24 protein-coding genes are annotated in these 26,513 nt (G+C 70.2%); 13 read left to right on the top strand and 11 right to left on the bottom strand.

Going from position 1 to position 26,513, the window contains the following annotated elements:
• Window positions 1-38: 38 nt before the first annotated feature.
• Window positions 39-1,439 (bottom strand): sigma-54 dependent transcriptional regulator, encoded by a 1,401-nt coding sequence (locus tag G6O69_RS18030; RefSeq protein ID WP_172304740.1) that lies wholly within the window; start codon window positions 1,437-1,439, stop codon window positions 39-41.
• Between the two features lie 167 nt (window positions 1,440-1,606).
• Here G6O69_RS18030 and G6O69_RS18025 point away from each other — a divergent pair, with 167 nt between their 5' ends.
• From G6O69_RS18025 to G6O69_RS18010, 4 genes are all read left to right on the top strand, one after another.
• A complete protein-coding gene (locus tag G6O69_RS18025; RefSeq protein WP_176396928.1) occupies window positions 1,607-3,412 on the top strand; it encodes an ATP-binding protein in 1,806 nt (601 codons plus the stop codon).
• Between the two features lie 185 nt (window positions 3,413-3,597).
• Window positions 3,598-4,311 (top strand): response regulator, encoded by a 714-nt coding sequence (locus tag G6O69_RS18020; RefSeq protein WP_172304738.1) that lies wholly within the window; start codon window positions 3,598-3,600, stop codon window positions 4,309-4,311.
• 156 nt (window positions 4,312-4,467) lie between these two features.
• On the top strand, window positions 4,468-5,202 hold the full coding sequence (locus G6O69_RS18015; protein WP_172304737.1) for a hypothetical protein: 735 nt from the start codon (window positions 4,468-4,470) through the stop codon (window positions 5,200-5,202).
• Between the two features lie 130 nt (window positions 5,203-5,332).
• Entirely contained in the window at window positions 5,333-7,036 is a 1,704-nt protein-coding gene (locus tag G6O69_RS18010; protein ID WP_172304736.1) for a hypothetical protein, read from the top strand.
• 74 nt (window positions 7,037-7,110) lie between these two features.
• Here the strand turns inward: G6O69_RS18010 and lspA are convergent, their stop codons facing one another.
• The gene (gene lspA / locus G6O69_RS18005; RefSeq protein WP_172304735.1) at window positions 7,111-7,797 is read right to left on the bottom strand and encodes a signal peptidase II; all 687 of its coding nucleotides are present in this window, start codon (window positions 7,795-7,797) and stop codon (window positions 7,111-7,113) included.
• A gap of 161 nt (window positions 7,798-7,958) precedes the next feature.
• Window positions 7,959-8,618, bottom strand: a complete 660-nt coding sequence (locus G6O69_RS18000) for a signal peptidase II (protein ID WP_172304734.1) — start codon at window positions 8,616-8,618, stop codon at window positions 7,959-7,961.
• Window positions 8,619-8,721: 103 nt separating this feature from the next.
• Between G6O69_RS18000 and G6O69_RS17995 the strand changes: the two genes are divergently transcribed.
• Both G6O69_RS17995 and G6O69_RS17990 read left to right on the top strand, forming a co-directional pair.
• Window positions 8,722-11,391, top strand: a complete 2,670-nt coding sequence (locus G6O69_RS17995) for a pyruvate formate lyase family protein (protein ID WP_172304733.1) — start codon at window positions 8,722-8,724, stop codon at window positions 11,389-11,391.
• Complete coding sequence (locus tag G6O69_RS17990; RefSeq protein ID WP_172304732.1) at window positions 11,388-12,344, top strand: glycyl-radical enzyme activating protein; 957 nt, start codon at window positions 11,388-11,390, stop codon at window positions 12,342-12,344. Before G6O69_RS17995 ends, G6O69_RS17990 begins: the two co-directional genes overlap by 4 nt.
• Before the next feature lie 3 nt (window positions 12,345-12,347).
• On the opposite strand, the gene G6O69_RS17985 is transcribed toward G6O69_RS17990, so the two are convergent.
• The 4 genes from G6O69_RS17985 to prfA form a co-directional block, all read right to left on the bottom strand.
• Window positions 12,348-13,343: a hypothetical protein gene (locus G6O69_RS17985; RefSeq protein WP_172304731.1), complete on the bottom strand. Its 996-nt coding sequence runs from the start codon at window positions 13,341-13,343 to the stop codon at window positions 12,348-12,350.
• Between the two features lie 101 nt (window positions 13,344-13,444).
• A complete protein-coding gene (gene tyrS, locus G6O69_RS17980; protein ID WP_172304730.1) occupies window positions 13,445-14,722 on the bottom strand; it encodes a tyrosine--tRNA ligase in 1,278 nt (425 codons plus the stop codon).
• A 147-nt stretch (window positions 14,723-14,869) separates the two neighbouring features.
• The gene (locus G6O69_RS17975) at window positions 14,870-15,181 is read right to left on the bottom strand and encodes a cell division protein ZapA (protein ID WP_172304729.1); all 312 of its coding nucleotides are present in this window, start codon (window positions 15,179-15,181) and stop codon (window positions 14,870-14,872) included.
• Between the two features lie 79 nt (window positions 15,182-15,260).
• The gene (gene prfA / locus G6O69_RS17970) at window positions 15,261-16,334 is read right to left on the bottom strand and encodes a peptide chain release factor 1 (protein ID WP_172304728.1); all 1,074 of its coding nucleotides are present in this window, start codon (window positions 16,332-16,334) and stop codon (window positions 15,261-15,263) included.
• A 135-nt stretch (window positions 16,335-16,469) separates the two neighbouring features.
• Here prfA and G6O69_RS17965 point away from each other — a divergent pair, with 135 nt between their 5' ends.
• The 7 genes from G6O69_RS17965 (at window position 16,470) to G6O69_RS17935 (ending at window position 22,970) form a co-directional block, all read left to right on the top strand.
• Window positions 16,470-17,825: a hypothetical protein gene (locus G6O69_RS17965; RefSeq protein WP_172304727.1), complete on the top strand. Its 1,356-nt coding sequence runs from the start codon at window positions 16,470-16,472 to the stop codon at window positions 17,823-17,825.
• A gap of 194 nt (window positions 17,826-18,019) precedes the next feature.
• Window positions 18,020-18,655 (top strand): UPF0158 family protein, encoded by a 636-nt coding sequence (locus tag G6O69_RS17960; RefSeq protein WP_172304726.1) that lies wholly within the window; start codon window positions 18,020-18,022, stop codon window positions 18,653-18,655.
• A 5-nt stretch (window positions 18,656-18,660) separates the two neighbouring features.
• Complete coding sequence (locus G6O69_RS17955) at window positions 18,661-19,677, top strand: DUF429 domain-containing protein (protein ID WP_172304725.1); 1,017 nt, start codon at window positions 18,661-18,663, stop codon at window positions 19,675-19,677.
• A gap of 9 nt (window positions 19,678-19,686) precedes the next feature.
• Window positions 19,687-19,851: a hypothetical protein gene (locus tag G6O69_RS17950; RefSeq protein ID WP_172304724.1), complete on the top strand. Its 165-nt coding sequence runs from the start codon at window positions 19,687-19,689 to the stop codon at window positions 19,849-19,851.
• 97 nt (window positions 19,852-19,948) lie between these two features.
• Window positions 19,949-20,098 (top strand): hypothetical protein, encoded by a 150-nt coding sequence (locus G6O69_RS17945; protein WP_176396927.1) that lies wholly within the window; start codon window positions 19,949-19,951, stop codon window positions 20,096-20,098.
• A 100-nt stretch (window positions 20,099-20,198) separates the two neighbouring features.
• The gene (locus G6O69_RS17940; RefSeq protein ID WP_172304723.1) at window positions 20,199-22,484 is read left to right on the top strand and encodes an ATP-binding protein; all 2,286 of its coding nucleotides are present in this window, start codon (window positions 20,199-20,201) and stop codon (window positions 22,482-22,484) included.
• Window positions 22,485-22,763: 279 nt separating this feature from the next.
• On the top strand, window positions 22,764-22,970 hold the full coding sequence (locus tag G6O69_RS17935) for a hypothetical protein (protein ID WP_172304722.1): 207 nt from the start codon (window positions 22,764-22,766) through the stop codon (window positions 22,968-22,970).
• 202 nt (window positions 22,971-23,172) lie between these two features.
• On the opposite strand, the gene G6O69_RS17930 is transcribed toward G6O69_RS17935, so the two are convergent.
• The 4 genes from G6O69_RS17930 to mtnB all read right to left on the bottom strand — a co-directional run bounded on the left by G6O69_RS17930 (window position 23,173) and on the right by mtnB (window position 26,442).
• On the bottom strand, window positions 23,173-23,556 hold the full coding sequence (locus G6O69_RS17930) for a hypothetical protein (protein ID WP_172304721.1): 384 nt from the start codon (window positions 23,554-23,556) through the stop codon (window positions 23,173-23,175).
• Between the two features lie 361 nt (window positions 23,557-23,917).
• The gene (gene ahcY, locus G6O69_RS17925) at window positions 23,918-25,240 is read right to left on the bottom strand and encodes an adenosylhomocysteinase (protein WP_172304720.1); all 1,323 of its coding nucleotides are present in this window, start codon (window positions 25,238-25,240) and stop codon (window positions 23,918-23,920) included.
• 34 nt (window positions 25,241-25,274) lie between these two features.
• The gene (locus tag G6O69_RS17920) at window positions 25,275-25,724 is read right to left on the bottom strand and encodes a cupin domain-containing protein (RefSeq protein WP_172304719.1); all 450 of its coding nucleotides are present in this window, start codon (window positions 25,722-25,724) and stop codon (window positions 25,275-25,277) included.
• A gap of 67 nt (window positions 25,725-25,791) precedes the next feature.
• Window positions 25,792-26,442: a methylthioribulose 1-phosphate dehydratase gene (gene mtnB / locus G6O69_RS17915; protein WP_346017059.1), complete on the bottom strand. Its 651-nt coding sequence runs from the start codon at window positions 26,440-26,442 to the stop codon at window positions 25,792-25,794.
• Window positions 26,443-26,513 lie beyond the last annotated feature (71 nt).

The raw sequence follows: 26,513 nt of genomic DNA, 5'->3' as shown, positions 1-26,513 counted from the left end.
CCACGAGGTCGTCTACTGCTCGCTCGGCGCCGGCCGGCTCAGGCCGCGCCGCCGCTCTCGGCCCGAGAGTAGCGCTGGAGCTTGCGGTAGAGGGTCTTGCGGTCGAGGCCCAGGGTCTTGGCCGCGAGGCTCTTGTTGCCGCCGACGACCTCCATGACATGGAGAATGTAGCGGCGCTCGATCTCGGCGAGCTCGGCGAGCTCCGAGGGATCGTCGCTGCCGACGACGAGCTGAGCGCGGCTGTGGGTGCGCACGCGCTCGGGCAGGTCCTCGACCTGGATCTCCGGCCCGCGCCCGAGGGCCACGGCGCGCTCGATGCAGTTGCGCAGCTCGCGGACGTTGCCGGGCCAGTTGTAGGCCATCAGCCGCTCGGCCGAGGCCGAGCTGAGGCCCTCGACGCCCTTGCCGAAGCGCGCGGCGTAGCGCTCGAGGAAGCTCTGCGCCAGGAGCAGCACGTCCCCACCGCGGGCGCGCAGCGGCGGCACGTGGATGTGGATCACGTTGACGCGGAAGAACAGGTCCTCGCGGAAGCTGCCGTCCTCGACGGCCGCCTCGAGGTCGCGGTTGGTCGCGGCGACCAGGCGCACGTCGACGTCGGCCTCCTTGTCGGCGCCGACCGGCCGGACCTTGCGCTCCTCGAGGGCGCGCAGCAGCTTGGGCTGGACCAGGAGCGGGATCTCGCCGATCTCGTCGAGGAAGAGGGTGCCGCCGGTGGCCTCGACGAAGAGCCCCGAGCGAGACTTGCGGGCGTCGGTGAAGGCCCCCTGGGCGTGACCGAAGAGCTCGCTCTCGAGCAGCTGATCGGGGATCGCCGAGCAGTTCACGGGCACGAAGGGCCCAGCGCTGCGGGCGCTGCGACGGTGCAGGGCCCGGGAGACCAGCTCCTTGCCGGTGCCGCTCTCGCCGGTGACCAGCACGGAGGCGTCGGTCTCGCCCGCGCGGGCGACCAGATCGTAGAGCTTCTGCATCGGCGCCGAGGTCCCGAGCAGGCCCTCGAAGCCCCGCTCCTCGGCGACGATCTCCCGCAGGCGCTCGACCTCTCGCTGGGTGTCGCGCTCGCGGACCACCCGATCGAGGCGGTGGACGAGGGCGTCGATGTCGAGCGGCTTCATCAGGTAGTCGTAGGCGCCCGCGCGCAGGGCCGTGACCGCCGACTTGATGCTGGAGAAGGCGGTCATCACCATGACCACCGCGTTGGCGCGCTCGGACACCACCCGCGAGCAGAACTCGAGGCCGCTCATCCCAGGGAGGTTGATGTCGGTGACGATGATGTCGTGAGCGGCGACTTCGAGCATCTCGAGCGCCCGCTCTGCGGACCCACATACGTCGACGTCGTAGCCCCCGTCCTCGAGCCCGGCTTCGAGCAGGGCGAGGAGGTCGACGTCATCGTCCACCACCAACACCCTGGCCTTCTTGCGTGCGATTGAGTCGCTGGCCATTGCTGTACTTTATGGCAGGCAGCTTCGGCGGGTGACAAGGGCCTGGGCCCGAAAGCTCCGAATTATACGCGCGCGAGCCGCTGAGCACCGCTCTCTCGCCAAGCCTGGGGGCTGGGCCGTCGCACAAATTGGTGGTCCGTCCGGGCTCGCGGCATACTCGAACGCCGGTGACTTCCGACCTACGCGAGCGACCCCGCGCCTGGGCGGATCAGCTACTGGACGCGATGCCGAGCCGCGCGGCGCTGCTCGACGCCGAGGGTCGGGTGATCGCAGCCAACGGCAATTGGCTCTCTCCGCCAGACTGTGACCCCCCGGACGCGCCGCCTCGGCGACCGATCGGCAGCTACTACGTCGCGCGCCTCAACCCGCGTGGACCCAGCGACGAGCTCGGCTCGCTGGTCGCCGGCGTGCTCGAGGTCCTCGACGGACGCCGGCGCTGCTTCGACCTGGAGATCGCCCGCGACGGCCCGCGCGGCCGCTGCTGGTACGCGATCCAGGTCAGCGCCGTGGAGGGCGCGCCGCGCATGGCCCTGGTCACGGAGGAAGACGTGACCTCCCGACGCAGGGCCCAAGAGGCGCTGCTGGCCAGCGAAAACCAGCTGCGCACGATCATCACGGGCGCGCCGATCGTGCTCTTCTCCGTCGACGCCGACGGGATCTTGTCGCTCTTCGACGGCCTCGGCGCCTCCGGCCTGGGCGTCTCTCCCGAGCGCGTCGTCGGCCGCTCGGTGTTCGAGGTCTTCGCCCACGTCCCCCAGATGCTCGGTGCGGTCCGCCGCGCCATGTCTGGCGAGACCGCGGTCACCAGCGCGCCGATCGGCCGCATGACCTTCGAGCTGCGCTGCTCCCCGGCCTTCAGCGCCACCAACCACATCGAGGGCGTGGTCGGCATCGCCACCGACATCACCGAGCGCGCCCGCATCGAGCGGCTCAAAAACGAGTTCGTGTCGATCGTCAGCCACGAGCTGCGCACGCCCCTGACCTCGATCCGCGGGTCCCTGGGCCTGCTCGACGGCGGCGTCGCCGGTGATCTGGACCCCCGAGTCCAGAGCCTCGTCAAGATCGCCCTGAGCAACACCGAGCGACTGATCCGCCTGGTCAACGACATCCTCGACCTCGACAAGATCGAGACCGGCAAGCTCGAGCTACGCAACGAGCTGCTCGACCCGGTCCGCCTCGTCGAGGACGCGATCGCCGAGATCTCGGGCTTCGCCGAGGAGTGTGGGGTGATCCTCGTCCGCGAGTTCGGGGCGACCTGCGAGATCCACGGCGACCGTGACCGCCTGCTCCAGGTGCTGATCAACTTGCTCTCGAACGCGATCAAATTCTCCAAGCCCGGGGACACGGTCACCGTCGAGCTCGAGGAGATCTCTTCGGGCACGGTGCGCTTCTCCGTGTGCGACGAGGGCCCGGGCATCCCCGAAGAGCAGATGTCCAAGCTCTTTCGCAAGTTCTCCCAGCTCGACGAGTCGGACACGCGCTCCGTCGGCGGCAGCGGCCTGGGCCTGGCGATCTCCAAGGCCATCGTCGACGCCCACGGCGGCGGCATCGGGGTCGAGAGCCAGCCCGGGGTTGGCTCGCGCTTTCACTTTGCCATCGGCGAAGGTGAGTTCGACCGCCCCCAGCGGCGCTTTCGGGCCGAGTCCAGCCCCTTCCACGCGGCCAGCGAGCGGCCGCGCACCAAAGACCGCTCGCTCGACGCGATCCTCGATCTCATCGATCAGTCGGTGGTCCTGATCGGCTCCCCCAACAGCGACGGCGATCGCAGCTTGACTCAGCGCCTGCACCTGCGCGCCAAAGAGCTCGCCCGCCAGCGCGGCCTGGCCGTGCCCGTGCGCTCGGGGCTGCTGCGCCTGTCGACGGTGCTGAACAACCTCGCAGCGAGCAACAACCTCGCCAACGAGCGCGACCACCGTCAGGCACTGGCCGAGGCCCTGCGCAACCTCGAAGACGAGACTCGCCGCCAGGCCTGAGCGGGGCCCAGCGACGCACCTGACGACGCGCGGGAAAAATTCACAGACTCCGAGCCGGCGCCGGCAAAGATCGCGCGCATGACCCTGCGCCCCGTGGCAGCGGGATTCACCCTCGACATGGAGCGCGCGCGTCCCTCAAACTGGACGTCGGCGCGCTCCCTCGAGGGCGCTCCCTCGAGGCCCCGGTGACCACCATTCGCTCGATCATGCTCGTCGACGACGAGCCCGACATTCGCACCATTGCCCAGATGAGCCTGGCCCACGTCGGCGGCTGGGAGACCTTCCTCGCAACCTGTGGTCAGGAGGCCATCGCGCTCGCCTCCAGGCACAAGCCGGACGTCATCATCCTCGACGTGATGATGCCCGAGATGGACGGCGTGGAGACCTTCAAGGCCCTCGCCGCCCAGGCCGAGACCCGCGACATCCCCGTGATCTTCATGACCGCCAAGGTCCAGACCCAAGAGCGCGAGCGCTACGTGGGCCTGGGCGCGGCGGGGGTCATCGCCAAGCCCTTCGATCCCATGCGCCTGCCCGAAGAGGTCAAGAGCATCTTTGCGCAGCCCGCGAAGCAGCGCGGCCGCAACCGCATGGACGCCCTGCGCAAGCGCTACGCCGAAGGCCTCGGCGCGAAGCTCGACGGGCTCCGCGCGGCCGTCGACACGGTCCGCACGGCCAGCGCCGAAGACTTCGCCAGCGCCGTGGAAACGGCTCACCGCACGGCGCACACCCTCCACGGCACCGCCGGCACCTACGGCTACCAGGCCGTGTCCGAGGCCATGGCGCAGGTCGAGGCCGCCCTCGAGCGCCTCGGCCAGGCCAGCGACGAGGCGAGCCTGGAGGCATGCTGGCAGGCGGTCGACGCGAGCCTAGAGGCGGCCGCTCGAGCCAGTGACGCCTGAGCTGCGAGTCCGCGAGCGCAGCGCGATTCGCAGCTGGCCCAGACACAGCTCGGGCCGCACGCTCGACCAGCCGACGGCCCGGTCAATGCGCACACGGTGCCGCCAGACTTCGTCAATCTCTGCGGGTTTAGCCGCCCTTCGGCTATTGTAGACCCCATGCCCGGACTCGAGTGGCTCCCGGAGCAGACCCGCGCGCACATTCACGAGGCAGCGAGCGCCGCCGAGGCGGCCCTCGCCGAGCGCTTGTTGGCGGTCTGTCTGATCGGCGCCGCGGCAGGCCCCAACCGCAACTATCGCGGGGGCATGCCCGAGCTCCTCGTGGTCGCCCAGACCCTCGACCCCGCGCTCCTCCATGACCTCGCCCTCGGCCTCGCCGGGCCACTGCGTGCCGGCTTGCAGATCCGCACCGTGACCGCCCTCGAGCTGCTCGGCTCGACGGACGTCCACGCCCTCGAGATCGCCGAGTGGCGGGCGCGCAACGTGGTCCTCGCCGGAGACGACCCCTTCGCTAGCCTCGAGATCACCCCCTCCGACCTCCGCCACGAGCTCGAGCGGGCGCTGCGGACCCTCAGCCACCGCCTGCGCAACCGCGTGCTGTGGTGCCTGGCCACGGATCAGCGCCGCCTCGACCCCGTGCTCCGCGAGGCCCTCGAGCGGCTGACGATGATCGGCTACCACACCCTCGAGCTGCGCGGCGAGAACCTGCCCCTCGATGAGGCCAAGGCGCTCGAGCGCTTCGTGGCCTGGCTCGACGGCGACTCGGTCCCGCTGCTCACCCTGCGCAATCGGCTGCTGTCCAACGGCATCCCCGAGGATCCGCTGGCCGAGCTCACCGCGCTCTCGCTGGTCACCGAGGCCGCCTGCGCGAAGATCGACGTGCTCTTGGTCTGAGCGTGAGCTCCATCCGTTTCGGGATGGTCGTCCGCATGCGCGGGCACGAAGGAGTCGTGAATCGAGCAGGCCAAAGCCTGCGTCGACCGACTCCCTGGTGCCCACGATAGGCGCCACGAACAGGCCAAAGATGAACCAGCAACTTCAATTACAGCCTCGTCTCGGCGAGCGCGTGCTTGCTTCGAGCCTCGCGCTCGCCAGCTCGGCCCTCACCGCGATGCTCCTGCTCACCAGCGCCTGCGCCAGCGATGACGGCCCGGGCAGCGACACCGACACGAGCGGGGGAGACGAGCTCGGCGACACCGAGGGCAGCGGCACCGAGGGCAGCGGCACCGAGGGCACAGGCGGCACCGAGGGCACAGAGGGCAGCGACACCGACGCCAGTGACACCGACGCCAACGACACCGAGGGCAGCGACACCGAGGGCGGAGAGGACCCCCTCGATCTCGACGGTAAATTCCGCGTCGGCATCAACCACGGCTACCCGAACAGCGCGTGGAGTGACGCCGATCTCAGCGCGCTCTCGGCCGCCGCGGGCTGCAACAGCCTGCGCGCCAAGCTCCCGGAGTACCACCTCGACCAGTGGGGCTGGGAGATCGAGCTCGGCGACATGCAGGCCTACGCCGACGACGGCAAGCGAGACCTCCTCGCCTTCTTGGTCGGCCCGACCCTCGAGCACGCCACCGCCCCCGCGGACACGCCCAACTGGCAGCTCGACAACTGGGCCCCCCGCAACCTCTACGAGCCCATCTTCGTCGACGGGGAGATCAACCCCGACAACTACTGGGCCGACTACGTGTTTCAGACGGTCAGCACCTACGGGGACTACGTGAAGCTGTGGGAGGTGTGGAACGAGCCCGACTGGGTCTCCGACTGGACCGTGACCCAGACCTGGGACACGCAGCCGCCGACGGCCGACCAGCTCCCGCACTTCAACGCCGACATCTTCGCCTACATCCGCATGCTCCGGGTCACCAAGGAGGCGGCGACCTTCGCCGACCCGGAGGCCAAGATCGCCCTCGGCGGCATCGGCTGGGACAACTTCCTCGACGCGATCGTCCGCTACACCGACAACCCCGAGGGCGGCGCGGTCACGACCGAGTATCCCGAGCGCGGCGGGGCGTGGTTCGACATCGTCAGCTACCACTTCTACCCCCACTACGAGCCGGCCAACTCGAGCGGCGCGGCCCGGGCCTTCGTCGCCAAGCGCGACGCCCTCGCCGAGGTCCTCGCGGCCAATGGGGTCACCGGCAAGGCCTTCGTGTCCACGGAGTCCGGGGCCTCCCACGTCGCCATCGCCGACACCCCGAGCGGGCCCGCCTACGCCCGCAACTACATCATCAAGGTCATGGCCCTCGCCCAGGGCGCGGGGATCCTCGGCGTCGACTGGTTCCTGCTCTCCGACGGTGAGGCGCTCGACTCCGGGTCCGAGAACCCCTACGCCTTCATGGGTCTCTACGAATACGTGGGAGCGCTCGCCGAGACCAACGAGGCCGCGCTGACCGACACCGGGGTCGCGCTGAAGACCTACGGCGGCCTGCTCGGCGAGGCCGTCCTCGACTCGAGCGCCGCCGAGCTCGGGCTGCCCGCGGACGTCGACGGCGTCGCCCTGCGCCTGCCCGACGCGCGCGCCGCCTGGGTGCTGTGGGCCGTGGCCGAGGGCACGAGCGAGGACGCGGCCGCCGAGTACGCGCTCGCCGTCGACGGCGATGTCGACCTCTACGCCTGGGACTACGCCCAGACCGAGGCCCTCACCCACGCCGAGCCCGAGGCCGGCACGGTGGCGCTCTCGCTGACGGGCGCGCCGTGGATCATCATCGAGAGCGCGCCCTGAAGCGCCCACCACCACCGAAAAAAGCCGCAGGGGCGACCTGCGGCTTTTTTGTTTCCGGGGAGGGTCGAGCGGCTTCAGGCCGGGACGAGCTCGGACTCGTCCTCGTCTTCGCCCGCGTCTTCGGCCTCGGGTTCGGCGGCGGACGCGTCGGCCTCGTCCGCCTTCGCCTTTGCCTTCGACTTGTCGTCTTCGGCCGCGAGCGTCCCTTCGGCCCCGTGGAAGTGCAAGAAGAGCAGCAGCAGGGCGACCCCGCAGACCAGGGCCGTGTCGGCGACGTTGAAGATCGGCCAGTACTTCTCGGGGTTCCACGGGTAGTAGAACTGCAGGAAGTCGACCACGCCGTGGCGCGGGGCGAACTCGCCGTTGATCCACACCTCGTCGATGCGGAAGAAGCGGTCGTGGAGGTTGCCGCTCGCGCCCGCGGCGATCAGCCCGACGGCCACGAAGCCGTAGGCGCGCTTGGTCGACATCTTGAGCGCCAGCCAGCCCATGTAGCCCAGGGCCAGGAAGGTCACGGAGATGAAGAAGAGCCGCGCCCAGGACTCGTCGCGCAAGAAGCTGAAGGCGGCGCCGGTGTTGAAGCCGAACTTCAGATAGAAGAAGCCTTCGATGACCTCCACCGCAGGCTGATCACGCAGGTGCTCCCAGGCCCAGGCCTTGGACCACAGATCCAGACCGAGGGCGACGAGGGCGACGACCCCCACGAGGATCAGCCTGCTGGCGCGAGAAGGCTCCCTGGAGCTGCCGGCTTGGGCCATCATGAGCGGCGAAGACTAGCAAGCGCGGTCCGCCTCGACCACCGAGGGCGTCGGGTGCGAGCGCGCGTGCTCGGCTCTGGTCATGCGCGCCCTGCCCCGAGGCTACTCGCCGCTGCGCGCGGCTCTGGCCGAGGATCGCGTCGAGCCGCCCAGAGACGCTTGCGTCAGCTCACAGCCTCTTCGCCGGCCTCGGGCGGGTCGGCCTCCGGGGGGATCAGGCTGCGAGCGTTGCGAGCCAGGTAGATCAAGAACACCCCGAGGCCGACCACCAAGAAGATGTCGGCGACGTTGAAGGACGGCCAGCGCCGCCCGGGCCAGTAGTAGACGACGATGAAGTCGACCACTCCGTGGCGCGGGAGGTCGACGAAGCTGCGCCCGCGGGTGACCGCCTCGGCCAGCGCTCGCGGGTGGTCGATCATCACGCGAAAGGGGATCCCCTCCCGGGCGATGAAGAAGCGGACATCGTCGAAGCGCAGCAGCCGGTCCACGAGGTTGCCGAGGGCTCCCCCGACCATCATCGCCAGGGCCACGGGGCCGCCGGCGCCGGTCTCGGCGGGCAGCCGACGCAAGAGCGCGACCATGTAGAAGACCGAGGCGAGGGTCAGGGCGATCAGCACCGCCCGGGCGCCTGCTCGATCCGCGAACAGGCCAAAGGCCGAGCCGGTGTTGAAGGCGTAGTCGAATTCGAACACGCCGGGGACCAGCACGCGACGCTCGCCACCGCGCAGATGGGCGAAGGCCCAGGCCTTGCTGAGCTGGTCGACGGCGATGATCCCCCCGGAGATCCACGCGGCCGTCAGCCAACGCCGAAGACCAGGGCGCATGACCGGAGGGTATGCGACGCCCGGGCGTCGGGCGAGCCTGCGCGCTCTCGCCCGCCGCAAGACATGCGGCTTTTGCTCGATCCCAGCGGACCATACTGATCTCGTGGAGTCTTTGCAGCTCGATACGGGAGTGGGCGCGCAGGTGCAGGCGGAGATCCGGCGCGAGGACATCCCCGCGCTCCCTCGTCTGGCCCGCCTGCGCGACGCGGTGCTCGACGCCGAGTACGGCCTGTGCACGCAAAAGGCGGAGCTGCTGACCGCAGCCATGCACGACCACGCGCCCATGCCCGCGCTGACCCGCTACCTCGCTCCCCTGCACTTCGCGGCCCTGCGCGAGGCCCTGGCCCGCAACCTCAGCTCGGGCGAGCCCGCCACCCGCAGGCAGCTGCAGGCCTCGAAGCTGCTCCAGACGCTGTGGCTGCGCCTCGACGAGCGCGCCGCCAGCGAGGCGACGATCGTCAGCTTCGCCCGCGGCCTCGCCCACGTCCTCGACCACGCCGAGCTGCGCATCTACCCGGACGAGCTGCTGGTCGGCAACCCGACCCGGCACCGGGTCGGCGCGGCCCTGCACCCGGACTATGGCGCTTTGCTCCTGCTCCCCGAGCTCGACTCGCTGCGCACGCGCCCGGTCAACCCCCTCGCCGTCAGCGACGCCCAGCTCCACGTCCTGCGCGAGGACATCTTCCCGTTTTGGTTCACGCGCTCGATCATGTCGCGGGCGCCGCTGCTCGCCGACGACCTCGAGCTGCAAAACAAGCTCACCGAGGGCCGCCGCTTCGTGCTCACCCAGTTCGCCGGCATCTCGCACGTGACCTTGGACTTCCCCGCGGTGCTCGAGCACGGCTTCGAGGGGCTGCGCGAGCAGGTCCGCGCGGCCCGAGCCGCCACGCCAGCGCGCGCCCGCGAGCGCCGGGACTTTTATGACGCCGCCGAGATCACCATCGACGCCGTGCTGCGCTTCTCTGCCCGCTGGAGCCGGTACTGCGCGGCCGAGGCCGCCCGACACGAGCGCCTCGGCTCGCGCGAGGCCAGCGAGCGCGCCGCCGAGCTGCGCGCGCTCTCGCAGATCCTCGCCCGCGTCCCCGCCAAGCCCGCGCGGACCTTTCACGAGGCCCTGCAGAGCGTGGTCACCACCTGGGTGGCGATCCACCAGGAGAGCTTTCAGCACGGCGTCTCCTTCGGCCGCGTCGACCAGTACCTGTGGCCCTACTACGCCCGCGACCGCGCCGAGGGTCGCATCGATCCCGCCCGCGCCGTCGAGCTGCTCGGCTGCCTGCTCGCCAAGGCCTCCGAGCAGCTCCCGCTCTTCAACCAGCTGGCCACCGACTTCTTCTCGGGCCTGTCCTCGGCCTCGGGGCTGACCATCGGCGGCAGCGACCGCGAGGGCGCCGAGGCCAGCAACGAGCTCAGCGCCCTGCTGCTCATCGCCTACGACCGCGTGCGTCTGCGCCAGCCCAACGTGCACATGCGGGTGCGCCCCGACACCCCGGCGGCCCTGCGCACCCTCGCCTGCGAGATCCTCGCCCAGGGCGGCGGTCAGCCCTCGCTCTTCAACGACCAGGCCGTGATCGCGGCGATCGAGGCCCTCGGCGTCAGCGAGGCCGACGCCCGCGACTTCGCGGTGGTCGGCTGCGTCGAGTGGGGCGTGCCCTACAAGTCCTTCCCCGCCGCGGGCGCGGCCTTCATCTCGCTGCCCGCGGTGCTGCTCGAGGTCCTCGCCGACGAGCAGCTGCGCGCCCACCCGCGCCCGACCATGGACCTGCTGTGGTCGCGCTTTTGCGCCCGCCTGGCCGAGACCGTCACCGAGGCCGTGCGTGGCAACGACGCCATCGAGGCCGCGCACATGCGCTTTCGGCCCACGCCCCTGCTCTCGGTGGTCGTCGGCGGCTGCATCGAGTCTGGCAAGGACGTGACCGCCGGCGGGGCCGTCTACGACTCCACCGGCATGCAGGGCGTGGGCCTGGCCGACGTCGCCGACTCGCTCGCGGCGATCGAGGCCATCGTCGTCGAGGGCGGCCAGCTCGGCCTCGGCGAGCTCATGACGGCCGTCGACCTCGACTTCGTCGGCCACGAGGCGCTGCGCCGGACCTTGCTCGAGAAGCTGCCCAAGTACGGCCAGGGCCGCGGTCGCCCCGAGCGCTGGGCCAAGCGCGTGGCCGAGCGCTACTGCGAGCTGGTCCGCGCCCACCAAAACCCGCGCGGAGGCCCCTACGCCCCGGGCTTTTGGTCGATGACCACCCACGTGGGCTTCGGCGCCCGGCTCGGCGCCCTGCCCAGCGGGCGCCAGGCCGGCCGACCCCTGGCCAACGGCGCCTCGCCGGTCAACGGCGTCGACGATCGCGGGCCCACGGCCTCGCTGCTCAGCGCCGCCGAGCTCGCCGGCCCCCACGTCGCCAACGGCCTCGCGGTCAACGAGAGCCTCGATCCCCAGCTCGCCCGCGGACCCGAGGGCGCCGCCCTCATCGACGCCCTCGACCGCGGCTACTTCGCCGCCGGAGGCATGCACGTGCAATACAACGTCGTCGACATCGACGAGCTCCTCGACGCCAAGCGCTGCCCCGAGCGCCACCGCGGCCTGGTCGTGCGCATCTCCGGCTACAGCGCCTACTTCAACGATCTCACCCCGGCCATGAAAGACGAGATCATCACCCGCACCCTGCACGGGCGCCCGGCGTGTCAGCTGGTCTCGCTCGAGGAGCCCGACCCCACGCGGACCATCCCCAGCGTCGGCGTCAGCGTGGACACAATCACCCAAGAAGAGCTGCGCGCGTGAGCGAGGCGAGCGAGCACCCCGATCGCGCCGTCGTCTTCGACGTTCAGCGCTTTTGCGTCCACGACGGCCCGGGCATCCGCACGGTCGTATTCTTCAAGGGCTGCCACCTGTCTTGTGTGTGGTGCCAAAACCCCGAGGGTAAGCGCCACGCCCCGGAGCTCGCCTATCACGCCGACCGCTGCCTACCCGGCTGCCGCGCCTGCCTCGACGCCTGCCCCGAGGGCGCCCTCCTCGACCAGATCCAGGCGCGCGTGAACTGGCAAGCCTGCACCCACTGCGGACGCTGCGTCGAGCCGTGTCCGAGCGCCGCCCTCGACATGGTCGGCCTGACCCGCAGCGGCGAGGACCTGCTCGCCGAGGTCCTCGCCGACGCGCCCTTTCATGCGAGCAGCGGCGGCGGCCTGACCCTGTCCGGCGGCGAGCCGGTGCTGCACGGGCGCTTCCTCGCCGAGTTCTTGCCGACGGCCAAGGCCGCGGGGCTGCACGTCACCCTCGAGACCAGCGGGCACTACCCCTTCACCTTGCTCGAGCCCCTGCTCGATCACCTCGACCTGATCTTGTTCGACGTCAAAGCCGGCGGCGAGGCCCGCCACCTCGAGCTCGTCGGTCAGCCCACGCAGACCATCGACGCCAACTTGGCCGAGGTCCTCGCCCGCGCCCGCGCTGGCGGCCCCGCCGTCGAGGTCCGCATGCCGATCGTGCCCGGCCTAAACGATGGCGACGACGCCCTCGCGGGCCTCCTCGACCGGCTGCGTCCCCTCGGCGTCGAGGCGATCACCTTGCTCCCCTACAACCATCTGTGGGAGGCCAAGCTCGGCTACCTCGAAAGCGAGCGCGCGCCCCTCGGCCTGCGCGTTGCCAGCGATGACGCGGGCGCGATCCATCGCCGAGTGATCGATCGCCTGGCCGCCGGAGGCGTGGCGGCGACCATGATTCGAGGGCGGATCCAGTAGCGGCTACTCGTGGATCTCGGCCGCGCGCAGGAGATCGAAGAGCGCGGGCTTGCGCCGGCTCGGCCAGCTCTCGGGCGACTTGGAAAGGGCCCGGCGGCCGCGAGAGACCCGCTGATCCATGGCCTGGCGCGAGAGCCCGTCGAGCGCCACGGGCCGCTGCTCTTGGAGATCCGTGACCTCCATGCGGTCCTCGCCCAGCAGCCCAGCCAGGGCGTTCTCGAGCAGCACCGACTCCGGCAGACGAAGCTCGCGCAGCGCCGCCCGCAGGCGCGCCCGCATGCGCAGGGTCTCGCGCTCGTCCTCGCTGACCAGGCGCAGCGCCTCGACGCGCTCGGCCGCGTCGCGGGCCAGGGCCAGGCTCCCGGCCGCGACCATCACCGGCAGCGGCCGGATGTCGCCCTCGCCCAGGGCCGGCTCGGCGAGCAGCGCCTCGACCTCGGCCCAGGCGATCGCGTCGATGCTCTGATCGTCTCCACCCAGGGCCTCGAACTCCGTCGAGCTCCAGGCCGTGACCAGCAGGCGCAGGCGCACCGACTCGAACATCAGCAGCTCGGACAGGGCCGCCTGGAGCTGGGCCGGGCCGTCGCCAGCGCTGGCTGGGTCGGCGCCTTGGGCCTGGACGAAGAGGTCGTCTTGGAGGTGCGCGAGCCGGCCGATCTGCTCGGCCGCGACCGCCTCGCTGATCCCCTTGGCGCCGCGCCGCGCGGGCAGGCGCTCGCTGACCTCGTCGCCGCCGATGGTCGCCACCCAAGGCTGCAGCTCTTTGGGGATCTCGAGCAGCAGCGCGTCGCGCAGGCCGCTGTGAAAGGCCACCAGGTTCGCAAAGCGCTCGTCGGTGACGGCCTCCGCCAGGCTGATCCCCCGCATCCGCGCGTCGAGGGCCTCGAGGGCGACCTGCTCGAGGTCGTCGCGGAGCTCCGCGAGATCGACGCCGGAGGCCATGGTGGATCCGGTCTCGGGGAGCGCCTGCACGACGGCTGAAGTGATCGACGGATCCATGACAGACGCTTGTAAGTCCGCATCGCAATCGCGCAAGCCGGCGTCTCGTGCGCAAGCCACTTTTCTCGAGAATGTGGCGCCAGCGAGCCGCGAGCGCGCGCTCAGCCCACGAGCTTCACGCGAACGCGTCGCTTGCGCCCGATCTGCAGGCGCAGACCCTCACCTCCGCAGCGCGCGGCGTCGATGTTCTCCATGGCCTCGGTCACCACCTCACCGTCGAGCTTGACCGCCCCGGATTTGATGCGCTCGCGAGCCTCGCGCTTGGACTTGAAGCCCACGACCTGGTCGTGGACCACCAGGTCGAGCAGGCGGATCTCCGACTCGGCGATCTCGACGCAATCGACCGCGCTCCAGTCGTCGCCGCCGCCGAAGGCCTGGACCGAGGCCGTGCGCGCCCGCCCGGCCTCATCCTCGCCGTGGAGCATCTTGGTGGCCTCGAAGGCGAGCACGGCCTTGGCCTCGTTGAGCGCCCGGCCCTCGCGGTTGGCGAGCCCGTTGATCTCCTCGATGGGCAGCTCGGTGAAGTAGCGCAGCAGCCCCTCGACGTCGCGGTCGTGGCAGTTGATCCAGTACTGGTAATAGTCGAAGGGCGAGAACTTGTCGGGGTCGAGCCAGACGGCACCCTTGAAAGTCTTGCCCATCTTGTTGCCGTCGGCGGTGGTCAGCAGCGGGTAGGTCAGGCAGTAGGCCCCCGTGCTCTCGCCTTGCTCGGCGGCCACGCGGCGGATCAGCTCGACGCCGGCGATCATGTTGCCCCACTGGTCCGAACCGCCGACTTGGAGGTCGCAGCCCTCTTCGCGCTTGAGGTGCAGGAAGTCGTAGGCTTGGAGCAGCTGGTAGTTGAACTCCAAGAAGGACAGGGGCAGCTCGCTCTCGAGGCGGTCGCGGTAGGTCTTGGCCGCGACCATGCGGTTGACCGAGAAGTGCCGGCCGATGTCGCGCAGGAACTCGATGTAGCCCAGGCCCATGAGCCAGCGCGAGTTGTCGACCATGATCGCGTCGTTGGCCGTGCCCTCGTCGAAGTGCACGAAGCGCGCGAACTGGCGCTGGATCGCCTCGCAGTTGCGCTCGATGGTCTCGAGCTCGACGAGCTTGCGAGTCTCGCTGCGCCCCGAGGGGTCGCCGACCATGGCCGTGGCCCCGCCCATGAGCACGATCGGCCGGTGGCCCGCGCGCTGGAGGTGGCGCATGGCCATGATCGTCAGCAGGCTGCCAGCGTGGAGCGAGTCGGCCGTGGGGTCGTAGCCGTTGTAGAAGGTGACCATCCCGGCCTGCATGGCGGCGTCGATGACCGCGAGATCGGAGGCCTGCTCGAAGAAGCCGCGCTCGATGAGGACCTGGAGCGCCGGCGAGCTCACGCTGGGAGGCTGGTCTGCCATGGTGGCCGAAGGTAGCGGAGGCTCCGGCGTGACGCGAGCGACGAATCCTGCGCTGTGGCCGGCCTCGTCGGCGGCACGCTCACGCGCCTCCGCGGGCCCTCGTGGCTGACCACCGACAACGCGAAAGCGGAGCGCAAAGAGCAGGGCTCAGGGCTGCGAGACCTCGAGCGCCGCGAGCTCGGCCTCGTGCTCGCCGATCGCCTGCTCGAGCGCCTCGAGCCGCGCCTCGACTCGGGCCCTGTAGCGCGCCCGCAGGTCCTTCTCGCGAAACAGCTCGTCGGCGATCTGCATGGCCACGAGCAGGGCCATGCGCTGCAGCGAGTAGGTGCGACGTCCGCCCGAGAGCGAGCGCAGGTGACCGTCGACGTAGTCGGCGAGCTCCTGCACGTACTCGGGACCCTCGTCGCTGCGGATCGACAAGGTCTGCCCGGCGATCTCCACGCTGACCGACTGCTTCACGGCACCCTCCCGCGCGCGAGCATATCAGAACTCTCGCCTGGGCTTTTGGCAGCTTGCCACATCTGGCTGTTCGACCCGATCAGGACGCGAGCTCGGCCATGCGCGCGGCCTCGTCTTCGGAGCGCAGGGCCGCGAGCACGTCCTCGATGTCGCCGTCCATGAAGCCCGGGAGGTTGTGGCGCGTGAGTGAGACGCGGTGATCCGTGATCCGGTCCTGCGGGTAGTTGTAGGTCCGGATCTTCTCGGAGCGCTCGCCGGTGCCGATCTGCTCGCGGCGCGAGGCGGCGCGCTCGGCATCGGCCCGCTCGATCTCGGCCTCGAGCATCTTGGAGCGCAGGCGCTGCACGGCGAGCTCGCGGTTCTTGACCTGGGATTTCTCCTGGTCGCAGCGGACCGCGAGGCCTGTGGGTTTGTGGGTCACTCGCACCGCCGAGTCGGTGGTGTTGACGTGCTGGCCGCCGGCGCCGCTCGAGCGCATGAACTCGAACTCGAGGTCCGCGGGGTCGAGCTGGATGTCGACCTCCTCGGCCTCGGGCATGACCGCGACGGTGGCGGTGGAGGTGTGGATCCGGCCTTGGGACTCGGTCGCCGGCACGCGCTGGACCCGGTGGACGCCGCGCTCGAACTTGAGCTGGGCGTAGACCCCCCGGCCCTGGACGCGACCGCTGATCTCCTTGAAGCCGCCGGCCGAGTTCTCCGAGAACTCGACCTGATCGATGCTCCAGCCCCGACGCTCGGCGAAGCGCCCGTACATCCGCCACAGGTCCGCGACGAAGAGCCCGGCCTCGTCCCCGCCGGCGCCGGCGCGGATCTCGAGGATCACGTTCTTGTCGTCGTTGGGGTCCTTGGGCGTGAGCAGGCGCAGGAGCTCGGCCCCGCTGGCCGCGATCGACTCGTCGAGCTCGCGCAGCTCGGACTGGGCGACCTCCCGCATGTCGGGGTCCTCGAGCAGCTCGCGGGCCTCTTCGCGCTGGCGCTCGAGCTCGATGAACTTGGCGAACTCGAGTGCCACCGGGGTGAGCTCGGCGTGCTCGCGGGACAGACCCAAAAACCGCGCCTTGTCGGACACGACCTCGGGATCACAGATCATCTCGCCGAGCTCCTCTTGGCGCTCGCTGATGCTCTCGATCTTTGCTCGCAAGCTGGGGTGCATGGCGTGTGCGGGCCTACGGGCCGGCCCCGGAGTCGGCAGACTTAGCACCGGCCCCGGGCGCCAGCAATGGCCGCCCAGAGGGTGTGGTCCATCACGATTGCCTCGCGCCGAGCGGGCAGGTATGAATCGCACGCCATGGGCGACGAGCGACGTTGGGCCGCGGGCTACCAATTCCTCGAAGAGCTGTGGCGAGGTCGGAACCGGATCATCTACGACCGGAGCCTCGAGCAGCCGCTGCATCGCGGCGAGCCCGAGGACGGCCCCCTCGCCACGCTGATCGATGCGCTGATCCCCCGGGCCAGCGCCGACGCCCGCGTGTGGATGGCCCTCGATAACGACCGCCGCGCGGCGTCCTTCGCCCGCGACCGCGGGGGCACGATCTTCCTCGACCTCGACGCCGCCGGCGAGATCGCCGGCGACGAGCCGTGGGAGGTCGCGCTCGTCGACCTCGGCGAGGGCGGGCTGTCCGACGAGTCCGGCGGCCTCTCGCCCGAGCTCGAGGCCCTGCTCGAGCTCCTCGGCGAGCGCGCCAGCGACGATCCCGAGCGCAGCGTGGCGATCACCGTGGGCTGCGCGGGCCTCGACGAGGACGCCTGCTACGAGCAGCTCGCCGACCTCGTCGACGAGCTCTTTGGCGACGGCCGCGTCTACGGCCTGACCCGGCCGCGCGTGGCTGCGTTCTACGACTTTGGCCCGGTCCTCGAGTCCGAGGGCGGCGGCGAGGGCAGCGACGACGAGCCTGGCATCGAGGTCGACAACAGCCTCGGCAGCGAGTCCCCGCGCTTCGAGGCCTTCGTCGCGGTGATCGGCCGGCGGCTGCCCAGCGAGGGCGTCACCTTCGTCGAGGTCGCCGGCGGAGGCGAGCGCCAGGTCGCCGCCTCCGCGCCTGGATCCAGCGCTGGCTCCAGCGCCGGGGACGAGGGCGCCGCGGCCCTGCGTGCCCAGCTCGCCGAGGCCCAGCGCCGCGGCGATCTCCAAGCCATCGAGCGCCAGGAGCTGCTCGAGAAGCTCGAGCTCGCGGAGGACCGCATCGCCAGCCTCGAGGAGACCCTCGAGGTCGGCGACGACGAGCCGTCCGGCGAGGCCGACGACAGCCCGCGCCTCGACGCCGCCCTCGCCCGGGAGCAGACCCTGCGCTGGGAGCTGGCGCGCCTGCGCGGTGAGCTCGAGCTCGCCCAGGCCCGCCCCGTCGAGGCCCTCGAGGCCGAGCTTGCCGGCCTTCGCGCCAAGCTCCAGACCGCCGAGGCCGCCCTCGCCAGCCGCGCAGACGAGGACGAGCTCGACGACGAGGACGACTTCGACGACGACTTCGACGACGAGCTCGACGACGGGGAGCTCACGCTGATCGTCGAAACCGCTCAGCCCAGCTCAGCCCGTCTCCGCCACTGGAAGCGCGCACGTGGCCAGATCGAGCGCTTGCTCAGGAAGCTCGAGCGAGGCGGACGGCTGTCGGCCCTCGAGCTCCACCGCGAGCTCAAAAAACTTCTATAGGCGATCTCGGCAAGTCCCTTGCCTGGTCGAAGGGTGTGGGATTATCCTCATTTAGCGCGATTCACGACCGCGCAGCACCGACCACGCCGCCTGACCAGCGGCATCGCAGCCGAACACCCCCCTTCAACGCGGGAGCCTCGTCCGACCTACGGGGCTGCGTCGGCAATTACCTTGCAGAGGAAGCCAGACTAAGCATGCGAGTTGATCCCTCCCGACCCAAACCCGATTGGTCAGCGCTCGAGACCGCCTTCGAACACAACGCCCCCGAGACCCACAGCTACCTCGACCTGGACACCGGACAGGTCGTCACGATCGTGGATAGCCGGCCCGAGGACGAAGACAAACGTCGAGCGATCCGTGTCCAAGCGGGGCGCTATGTCCACCTCGATCCAGCCTCCTCGCGGGAGCAGTACCGGTGGATGGAGCGCTTCGTCGCCTCCGTCGAGGACCCGGCCCTGCGCGAGCGGCTGATCCTCGCCATCGATGGCAAGGGCGCGTTTCGGCGCTTCAAGGATGTCCTGCTGTCCTACCCCGTCGAGCGCGACCGGTGGTTCAGCTACCGCGCGAACCTGCTGCACATCTATATAAACAGCTGGCTGCGCACCAAGGACATCGCCCTGGGCGAGAACCCGCCCTGGGGCAGCCCCGACCAGCCGCCCGAGCCCGACATCCCGCTCGAGAAGCCCGTCGGCCGCCGCGGCGAGGGGCCCACGGAGACCCTGCGCAGCAAGGCCAAGGATCTCGTGGAGCAGCTCCCCGCCCTCGAGCTGCCCTCGGCCATCGCCTACTTGCGCTTCTTGCACGAGCGCATGCCCTCGGTCCACGACTGAGGTCGATGGACCCGACACACCTCCAGCCAGGGGACCCCGGCTGTGAGCGCGCGCGAATGCGCCGCTTCGTCGGGGTCAGCCTCGGTGGTGGCCGCGGCAAGACCACGGCCATCGCCCGCTTCGAGTACGAGGGCGACGGTCGCCTGGTGCTCGCGGAGGCCCGCTCGCGCTGGGGCCAGCGCGGCGGCGGCCTCGTCGAGGACGCCGAGGGCTCCGAGCACGCCGAGGCGCCCTTCCGCGACGACGTGCTCGTCGAGTGGCTCGGCCGCTGGGTCGACGAGCGCACGGTCGTCGCCTTCGACGCCCCGCTCACTCTCCCGCCTTGCGTGCGCTGCACCCTCGCCTGCCCCGGCATCGCCAGCTGCGAGGTGCCGGTCGTCGCGTGGATGCGCGAGCACGGCGAGCGCCTCGTCATCCGCCGCGGACGCAGCGACCCCCGCAAGCCCGCGCTGACCCCCTACACCCAGCGGGCCACGGAGCTGCTGCTCGAGCGCGCGACCTTGCAGCCGCGCGAGACCCTCGGCCAGGGCATGGGTCCACTCGCGGCGCGGGCGGCCTACCTCCGCCGCGCGCTCTCGCCAGCGCTGCGTCTGCACGAGAACCTCATCGAGGTTCACCCCAGGGCCACGCTGATCCGCCTGTTTGGAGACCGCCGCGAGCGCAGGACTCGGCACGGCTCCGCCGCCCAGACCTGGGAGGTCCGCAAGGAGCTCCTCGGCGAGCTCGCCGAGGGCATGGCCTTCGACCGCGTATGGCCCGACCTCGTCGTCCGCAAGGTCCATGTCTTCCACGCCGTGGTCTCGGCCTTCAGCGCCTACTGCTGGGCCAAGGAGCGCTGGCGTGGCCCTGAAGACCTGCTCGCTTCCCCTGCGGTATCGCAGCCTCCAGACAGTCGCGAAAACGAACACGGCGACCCCGAGTTGCTGCGCGCGGCAGTCGACGCCCTCGGCGAAATGTGGCTCGAGGACGGGTGGATATGGACGCCACCGCGCCACCCTCGAGGGCCGGAAACCCAACTCTAGGAGCCTGTGGTGGAACCCAGCGCGGCCAACTGCCTGACCAACGACAACTGCCCCGGCCGCGACGGCTGCATCACCGTGACCATGTCTGTCGCTCATCGGCGGCAAGAAGCTGTGCTTCTGAGCGGCTCGCTCGCCGCGAGGCCCCTGCGCTTCGCCCGGGTCCGCCGGCGCTGAGCGAAGCCTGAAAAAGGGGGGAGGCGCGCAGGAGCGGGCGCCCACCGCTCGAACGCGCGCTCCCCGTGGCGCCTGCCTTCCACCCACGTCGCGACCCGTGAGCCGCCCTACGCTCGCGGGCTCACGCCAGGCCCCCTGTCTCCAGCGCACCGGCCAGGGCGTGGCGAGCCCACCTGTGAGCCGCGGCCTCGACTCGCCTCGACCCACCTCCAAGGCCGCCTCGCCCAGCCCCACCACAGCCTCCTAGGGTAATATCGTCGCCCAACGCGAGCGCTCGACACGCCCGCGCCGCCGGAGTCAGCCGCCTTGAAGCGACGATCCAAAGCCGAGCCCGAGGGATCCTCGACATGAAGGTCGTCGTCGTCGATCCCGAGCGCGCTCGCCAGGAGAACACCCTCGCCTGGCTCGCCGAAGCCGGCCACCAGGTCGACGCCTTCGACGAGCTCGACCCTGGCGCGACGATGCCCCGCACGGATCTGCTCGTCGTCGCTGGCCCAGATGTCCCCGAGCTGTGCGTGGCTTTCAGCCGCACCCGACGGGCGCGCTGGATCGTCGCCCTCGTCCCCCCCGAGCAGGTCCGCGTGGCGCTCGAGGCCGGGGCCCAAGACTGCCTGCTCCCGCCGCTGACACGCGAGGCCCTCGAGGTCCGCCTGCGCGTCGCCACGGCCAGCGGCGCCCTCGCCCCCGATCTGCCGCCGAGCCCGAGCCAGGCGCCCAGCCACGAGCCCCCCGGGGTCTCGCTCCCGGGCGTCGACGCCCTCGCCCTGCGCCGCGTCCTCGACGTCATGCCGGCGCCCGTCGGCCTCGTCGATCGAGACGGGCGCTTCGTGCAGTGCAACCGCGAGCTCGAGCGCGCCTTCTATCAGCCCCTCGGCAGCATGATCGGCCACCAGCTCGAGGAGTTCTTCGTCGCCGAGGACGTCCAGGACCTGCGCGAGGAGATCGTCGAAGAGGGCATCATCCACAACAAAGAGCTGCGCCTGCGCCACACCGACGGCAACACCTACTGGGTGTCCGGCAGCGCGCGGTGGATCAGCGGCGGCTACGCCGTCGGGACTTTCACCGACATCACCGAGCGCCGGCTGACCGAGGAGGCCCTGCGCCAGTCCGAGACCAGCTTGCACTCGGTCCTCGAAGCCTCGCCCGACGGCATCATCGTGCACAGCGAGGGCCGCTTCCTCTACATCAACCCCACCGCGGTCCGGCAGTTCGGCTACGACGACGCCACCGAGCTGATGCACACCTCGATCTACGATCGCATCCACCCCTCGGAGCTCGAGTCGGTGCAGACGCGGGTCGAGGAGATGCTCGCCAGCGGTCAGCCCGCCACCAACCGCGACATCGAGTTCACGCGCCGCGACGACGCCACCTTCGTCGGCGAGGTCGCCTCGATCCCCGCGATCTTCGACGGCCAGCGAGCGATCATCTCGCTCATCCGCGACGTCGGCGAGCAGCGCCGGCTCCAGGGCCAGCTCTTCCTCGCCGATCGCCTGGCCACCGTCGGCACCCTGGCCGTGGGCGTCGCCCACGAGATCAACAACCCGCTGTCGTGGGTGGTCGGCAACCTCGGCCTGCTCGCCGACGAGTTCGACAACCAGGTCCGCATGCGCGAGGACCCGAACCACGACCCCGAGTTCGTCGCGCGCTCGCGGGCCCGCGTCCGCGACCTGCTCGCCCGCGCCCAGGAGGGCACCGAGCGCGTGCGCCGGATCGTCCGCGACCTGACCCGCTTCGCCCGCTCCGACGCCATGGAGGACGAGGTCGTCGATCTCCACGCCCTGCTCGACTCGACCCTCGAGATCGCCGAGGTCCAGATCCGCCACCGCGCGCGCTTGACCCGGGAGTTTCGCGCCGCGAACACCGTCCGCGGCAGCGAGGGTCGGCTCGGCCAGGTCTTCCTCAACTTGCTCGTCAACGCCGGCCAGGCCATCGAGCCCGGCCGCCCCCGCGACAACCGCGTCCACGTCGCGACCCGCGGGCTGCCCGACGGTCGCGTCGAGGTCGAGGTCAGCGACACCGGCTGCGGTATCCCGCAGAGCAAGCTCGGGCGGATCTTCGACCCCTTCTTCACCACCAAGGCCGCCGGCGAGGGCACGGGCATCGGCCTGGCGATCTCCCACAACATCGTCAACGCCCACGGCGGCGAGCTGCTCGTCGAGAGCAAGGTCGGCCAGGGCACGACCTTCCGCGTGCGCCTGCCCGCGGCCGAGGTCCACGACCCCAGCCGCCCCGCCCGGATCGTCCGCACGCCCAGCGCCAACGCCGAGGGCCGCCACGCCCGGGTGCTGGTCGCCGACGACGAGCCGCTGATCCGCGAGATGGTCTGCGACGCGCTCTCGGCCCACGAGGTCGCCGCCGTGTCGACCGGTCGCGCCGCCCTCGACCGCCTGCTCAACGAGGACTGGGACCTGATCCTCTGCGACCTGTTCATGCCCGAGCTGACCGGCATCGAGCTGTGGGAGCGGATCAGCGAAGAGCGCCCCGAGATCTGTCAGCGCCTCGTGTTCATGACCGGCGGAGACCTCTCGGGTCACGAGCAGCGCTTCCCCGACGGCGTCGAAGTTCGCTGGCTCGAGAAGCCGTTTTCGATCCGATCCTTGCGCGAGCTGGCGGCCGCGGCCGCGGCCTCGTGACCCGTCTGCGCGGCGCGTCTACGCGGTGACGTGTCTGTGCGGCGCCTGTGCCGAGCGGCCGCCTGGCTTGCATCTGCGCGATTACGTGATAGTAATTGATTGAACGCACTTCTCGAGACGACTCACGCCACTTCTCACGACCCCGCCAGGGGCCCTCGTTCGAGGAGGCAGCGCAGAGGCCCAGAGAGTGCCCCCACGCGTCAAAGCGCCGTCCCCTGGCGCTGCGCAGACCATGATTCAAAGGAGATCAAAATGGGAACGAGTATGATAATTGCTGGAATGAGCGCCATCTTCGCCGTGGTGATGCTCGGCTTCTCGGCCTTCAGCGCCCAGGGTGCGGCCGGCGGCGTCAGCTCCAACGCGGGCTTGTTCAAGAGCGGCAACCCGACCATCGACGGCCACCCTGCAACGCAGAGCATGACCATGCCCCACGTCGAGCCGCCCGAGACCATCGAGCGCGCCCGCCATCCCCACGCCGAGGCCTGATCACACTGAGCACCCTGATCAATCTGATCAATCTGATCAATCTGATCACCATGATCACGCCGAGGCCCAGAGCCATCGACGCCAGCGCATGAGAGGAGAGAGTCTGTGAGAGGACCACTCATCGCCTGGGCCAGCGCCTTCAGACGAGCGCGCCGCCGACCTCGAGCGAGGTCGGCGGCGCGCGACTTTTCACGTGACTCGCTCAGCGCCCGATCTGCGCGGCCGCCCGCTCCAAGGTCCGGTCGAGGCGGACGAAGAGCGCGTGATCCTCGTCCTTGGGCGCGAGCGCCGAGCGCAGCTCGTTGAGGATCAGCTGGCGGCGCGGCCAGATCCAAGCGGCGACCTGGGGGATGGCCCGGCCGACCGCGGCGACCCCATCCAGGGTCGAGGTCTCGGCCGCGACCGTAGCGACCTCGGTCGAGCTCGAGGCCGCCGGCTTGCGGCTGAGCTGCGAGACCACCCAACACGGCCGGACCGAGCCCCGCCCCTCCTCCAGATCCCGCGCGAGGCGATCCACGGCCCCCTGGAGGGATTCGGTGGAGGTCAGCGAGGGCAGGGTGATGGGGGCGTTTTGCTGGCGAGTCATCGTTTGCGTCCGATTTCTTGCCTTCAAGATGCGGCCAGCCCCCCCGGACCGTCAGGGACGCCAGCGCAACCGCGAGGTCTCCAACCCGAACCCCGGGTCGGGTGGTCAAAAGTGCCCAATTCACGACCTTGGAGCCCATCTGAGCCCCACCCCTGGTGACTCGAACCTGGTGTAACCAATAGTCACCGACGCCAACCTCGGTTGGCCGCGGCTCACCGCGCTGCGCACCATCGCGCTCCATCTACAACCGCCCAGCAGCGCGTAGCGTGGCTCACCGCTGGCAAAAAGAGAGAGCCCGCCACCGGCGTACGCCGATGACGGGCTCGTCTGCTCGCGGGCTCCAGGCGCCCGCGAGAGCCGCTCAGTAGCGGTAGTGCTCGGGCTTGTAGGGGCCCTCGACGGGCAGGCCCAGGTACTCGGCCTGCTTGTTGGTCAGCTTGGTCAGCTTGGCGCCGACCTTGGCGAGGTGGAGCGCGGCGACCTCCTCGTCGAGCTTCTTGGGCAGCACGTAGAGCTTGCCGCGCTCGTACTTCTCGGGCTCCTGCCACAGGGTCATCTGCGCGAGGACCTGGTTGGTGAAGCTGTTCGACATCACGAAGCTGGGGTGGCCGGTGGCGCAGCCCAGGTTCACGAGGCGGCCGCGGGCGAGCACGATGATCGCGTGGCCGTCGGCGAACACGAAGCGGTCGACCTGGGGCTTGACGTTGATCTCGGTGATCGTCGAGTCCTTCTCGAGCGCGGCGATCTCGATCTCGCTGTCGAAGTGGCCGATGTTGCAGACGATCGCCTCGTCCTTCATCTGCTTCATGTGCGCGTGGGTGACCACGTCGCAGCAGCCGGTCGCGGTCACCACGATGTCGGCGACGGGGGCGGCGGCCTCCATGGTCGTGACCTCGTAGCCCTCCATGGCGGCCTGGAGCGCGCAGATCGGGTCGATCTCGGTGATCAGCACGCGAGCACCGAAGCCGCGCATCGACTGGGCGCAGCCCTTGCCGACGTCGCCGTAGCCACAGACCACGACGGTCTTGCCGGCGACCATGATGTCGGTGGCCCGCTTGATGCCGTCGGCGAGGCTCTCGCGGCAGCCGTAGAGGTTGTCGAACTTGCTCTTGGTCACCGAGTCGTTGACGTTGATCGCCGGGACCTTGAGCTCGCCCTTCTCGGCCATCTTGACCAGGGCGTGGACGCCCGTGGTGGTCTCCTCGGACAGGCCCTTGATGCCCTCGAGCATGTCGGGGTGATCACGGTGCACGACGATGGTCAGGTCGCCGCCGTCGTCGAGGAGCATGTTCGGGCCGCTGCCGTCGGCCCAGCGCAGGGTCTGCTCGATGCACCACCAGTACTCCTCCTCGCTCTCGCCCTTCCAGGCGTAGACGGGGACCCCGGTCACGGCGATGGCCGCGGCGGCCTCGTCTTGGGTCGAGTAGATGTTGCAGGACGACCAGCGCACGTCGGCGCCGAGGGCCGTGAGGGTCTCGATCAGCACCGCGGTCTGCACGGTCATGTGCAGGCAGCCGCAGATGCGGGCGCCGGCGAGCGGCTTGCTCTCGCCGTAGCGCGCGCGCAGGGACATGAGCCCCGGCATCTCCTTCTCGGCGAGGGCGATCTGCTTGCGACCGAGCTCGGCGAGGCCGATGTCGGCGACCTTGTAATCAGGGGTGTTGGTTTCGCGGGCGGCTTCCATGATGATGTTGCTGCTGTATGTGTTGAGTTGAACGTCAGGCGCGGTACTGGGGGACCCAGCCGGCGCGGTCCTGAAACAGACGCACGCAGCGGATCTGCTTGCGCTCGGTCAGGAAAAAGCGGTGATAGCGGTCCTTGGGGACGACGATGAGATCGCCGGGCTGGACGGTGACCCGCATCCAGCGGTCGTCATCGTCGCGGATCTCGAACACGCCCTCGCCCTCGAGCACGAAGCGGACCTCGTCCTCGGTGTGCAGGTGCTCGTCGGCGAACTTGGCACAGATCTCGTCGAGCCCCCCCGTGTCCGGGCGCAGCTCGACGATGTCCTGCTCGATGTAGCCCTCGGCGGCCTTGAGCGCGTCGAGGGGCCCCTGGTAGCGCTCCCCCGCGAGCTCGAGGCGCTCGTAGGTCACCCCGCAGCCGCGCAGGTGATCGACGCTGAGCGAGGGGTAGTCGGGCTTGGGTTCGAGCCAGGCGAGTTCCATGGCGTTGGCGTTGCTCCGGGGCGGGGGGATCGGGGCGGGGGGATCGGGGCGGGGGTCGAAACGAAGCTCAAAGCGGCAGGCCGAGGCGGTGCGCCTCGACGGCCGCGCGCATGAGGTAGTCGAGGCACTCGGCCTGGGTCTTGGCCCGGACCCAGTCCTCACCCCACACATAGATACCGTGTCCAGCGACGAGCACCGCGTCGACGTCGGGGTGCGCGACCATGGCCTCGGCCATGCTGTCGCGCAGCTGCGCCTCGCGGGCGGTGTTGGGGATGATCGGCACGCGCAGCTCGTCGAAGCAGCCGACGCCGCGCAGACCTTTTTGCATCTCGAGGTTGCGGCTGCGAAACACCCCGGCGCCACCATCGGGACAGGCGACGCGAGCGGCGAGCACGGCCCACAGCGAGTGGCTGTGGATTACCGCGCCGGCGCCCCGCAGGCGAAAGGCATTGAAGAACAGCGGCTGACACTCCGACAGGCGCAGCGCCGGGTTCGCCGGGGGCTCGATGACCTCGGCTCGATCCCAGCGCGCCTCGAGCAAGAACACGTCCTGGGGCGCGATGCGCTCCTTTTGCACCCCCGAGGGCGCCATCCAGACCCCTCGGTCGTCGCGGATCGAGATCCCACCGCCCGTGCCGCTCACCCAGCCGAGCCCGTAAAACTGCTTACACAGCTCACTGATGAGCGCAGCGGTGGCGCGCGCTTCAGATGCGGCCACAGGCGGCAATTCGGCGGCAGATAGGGGCATCGACGCGGGCCAAGGATATACGCTGGCATCGCGCTCACCAG

Source organism: Pseudenhygromyxa sp. WMMC2535, assembly GCF_011083025.2.
Note: the sequence above shows the minus strand (reverse complement) of the source record. Positions and strands in the feature narration are given on the sequence as shown.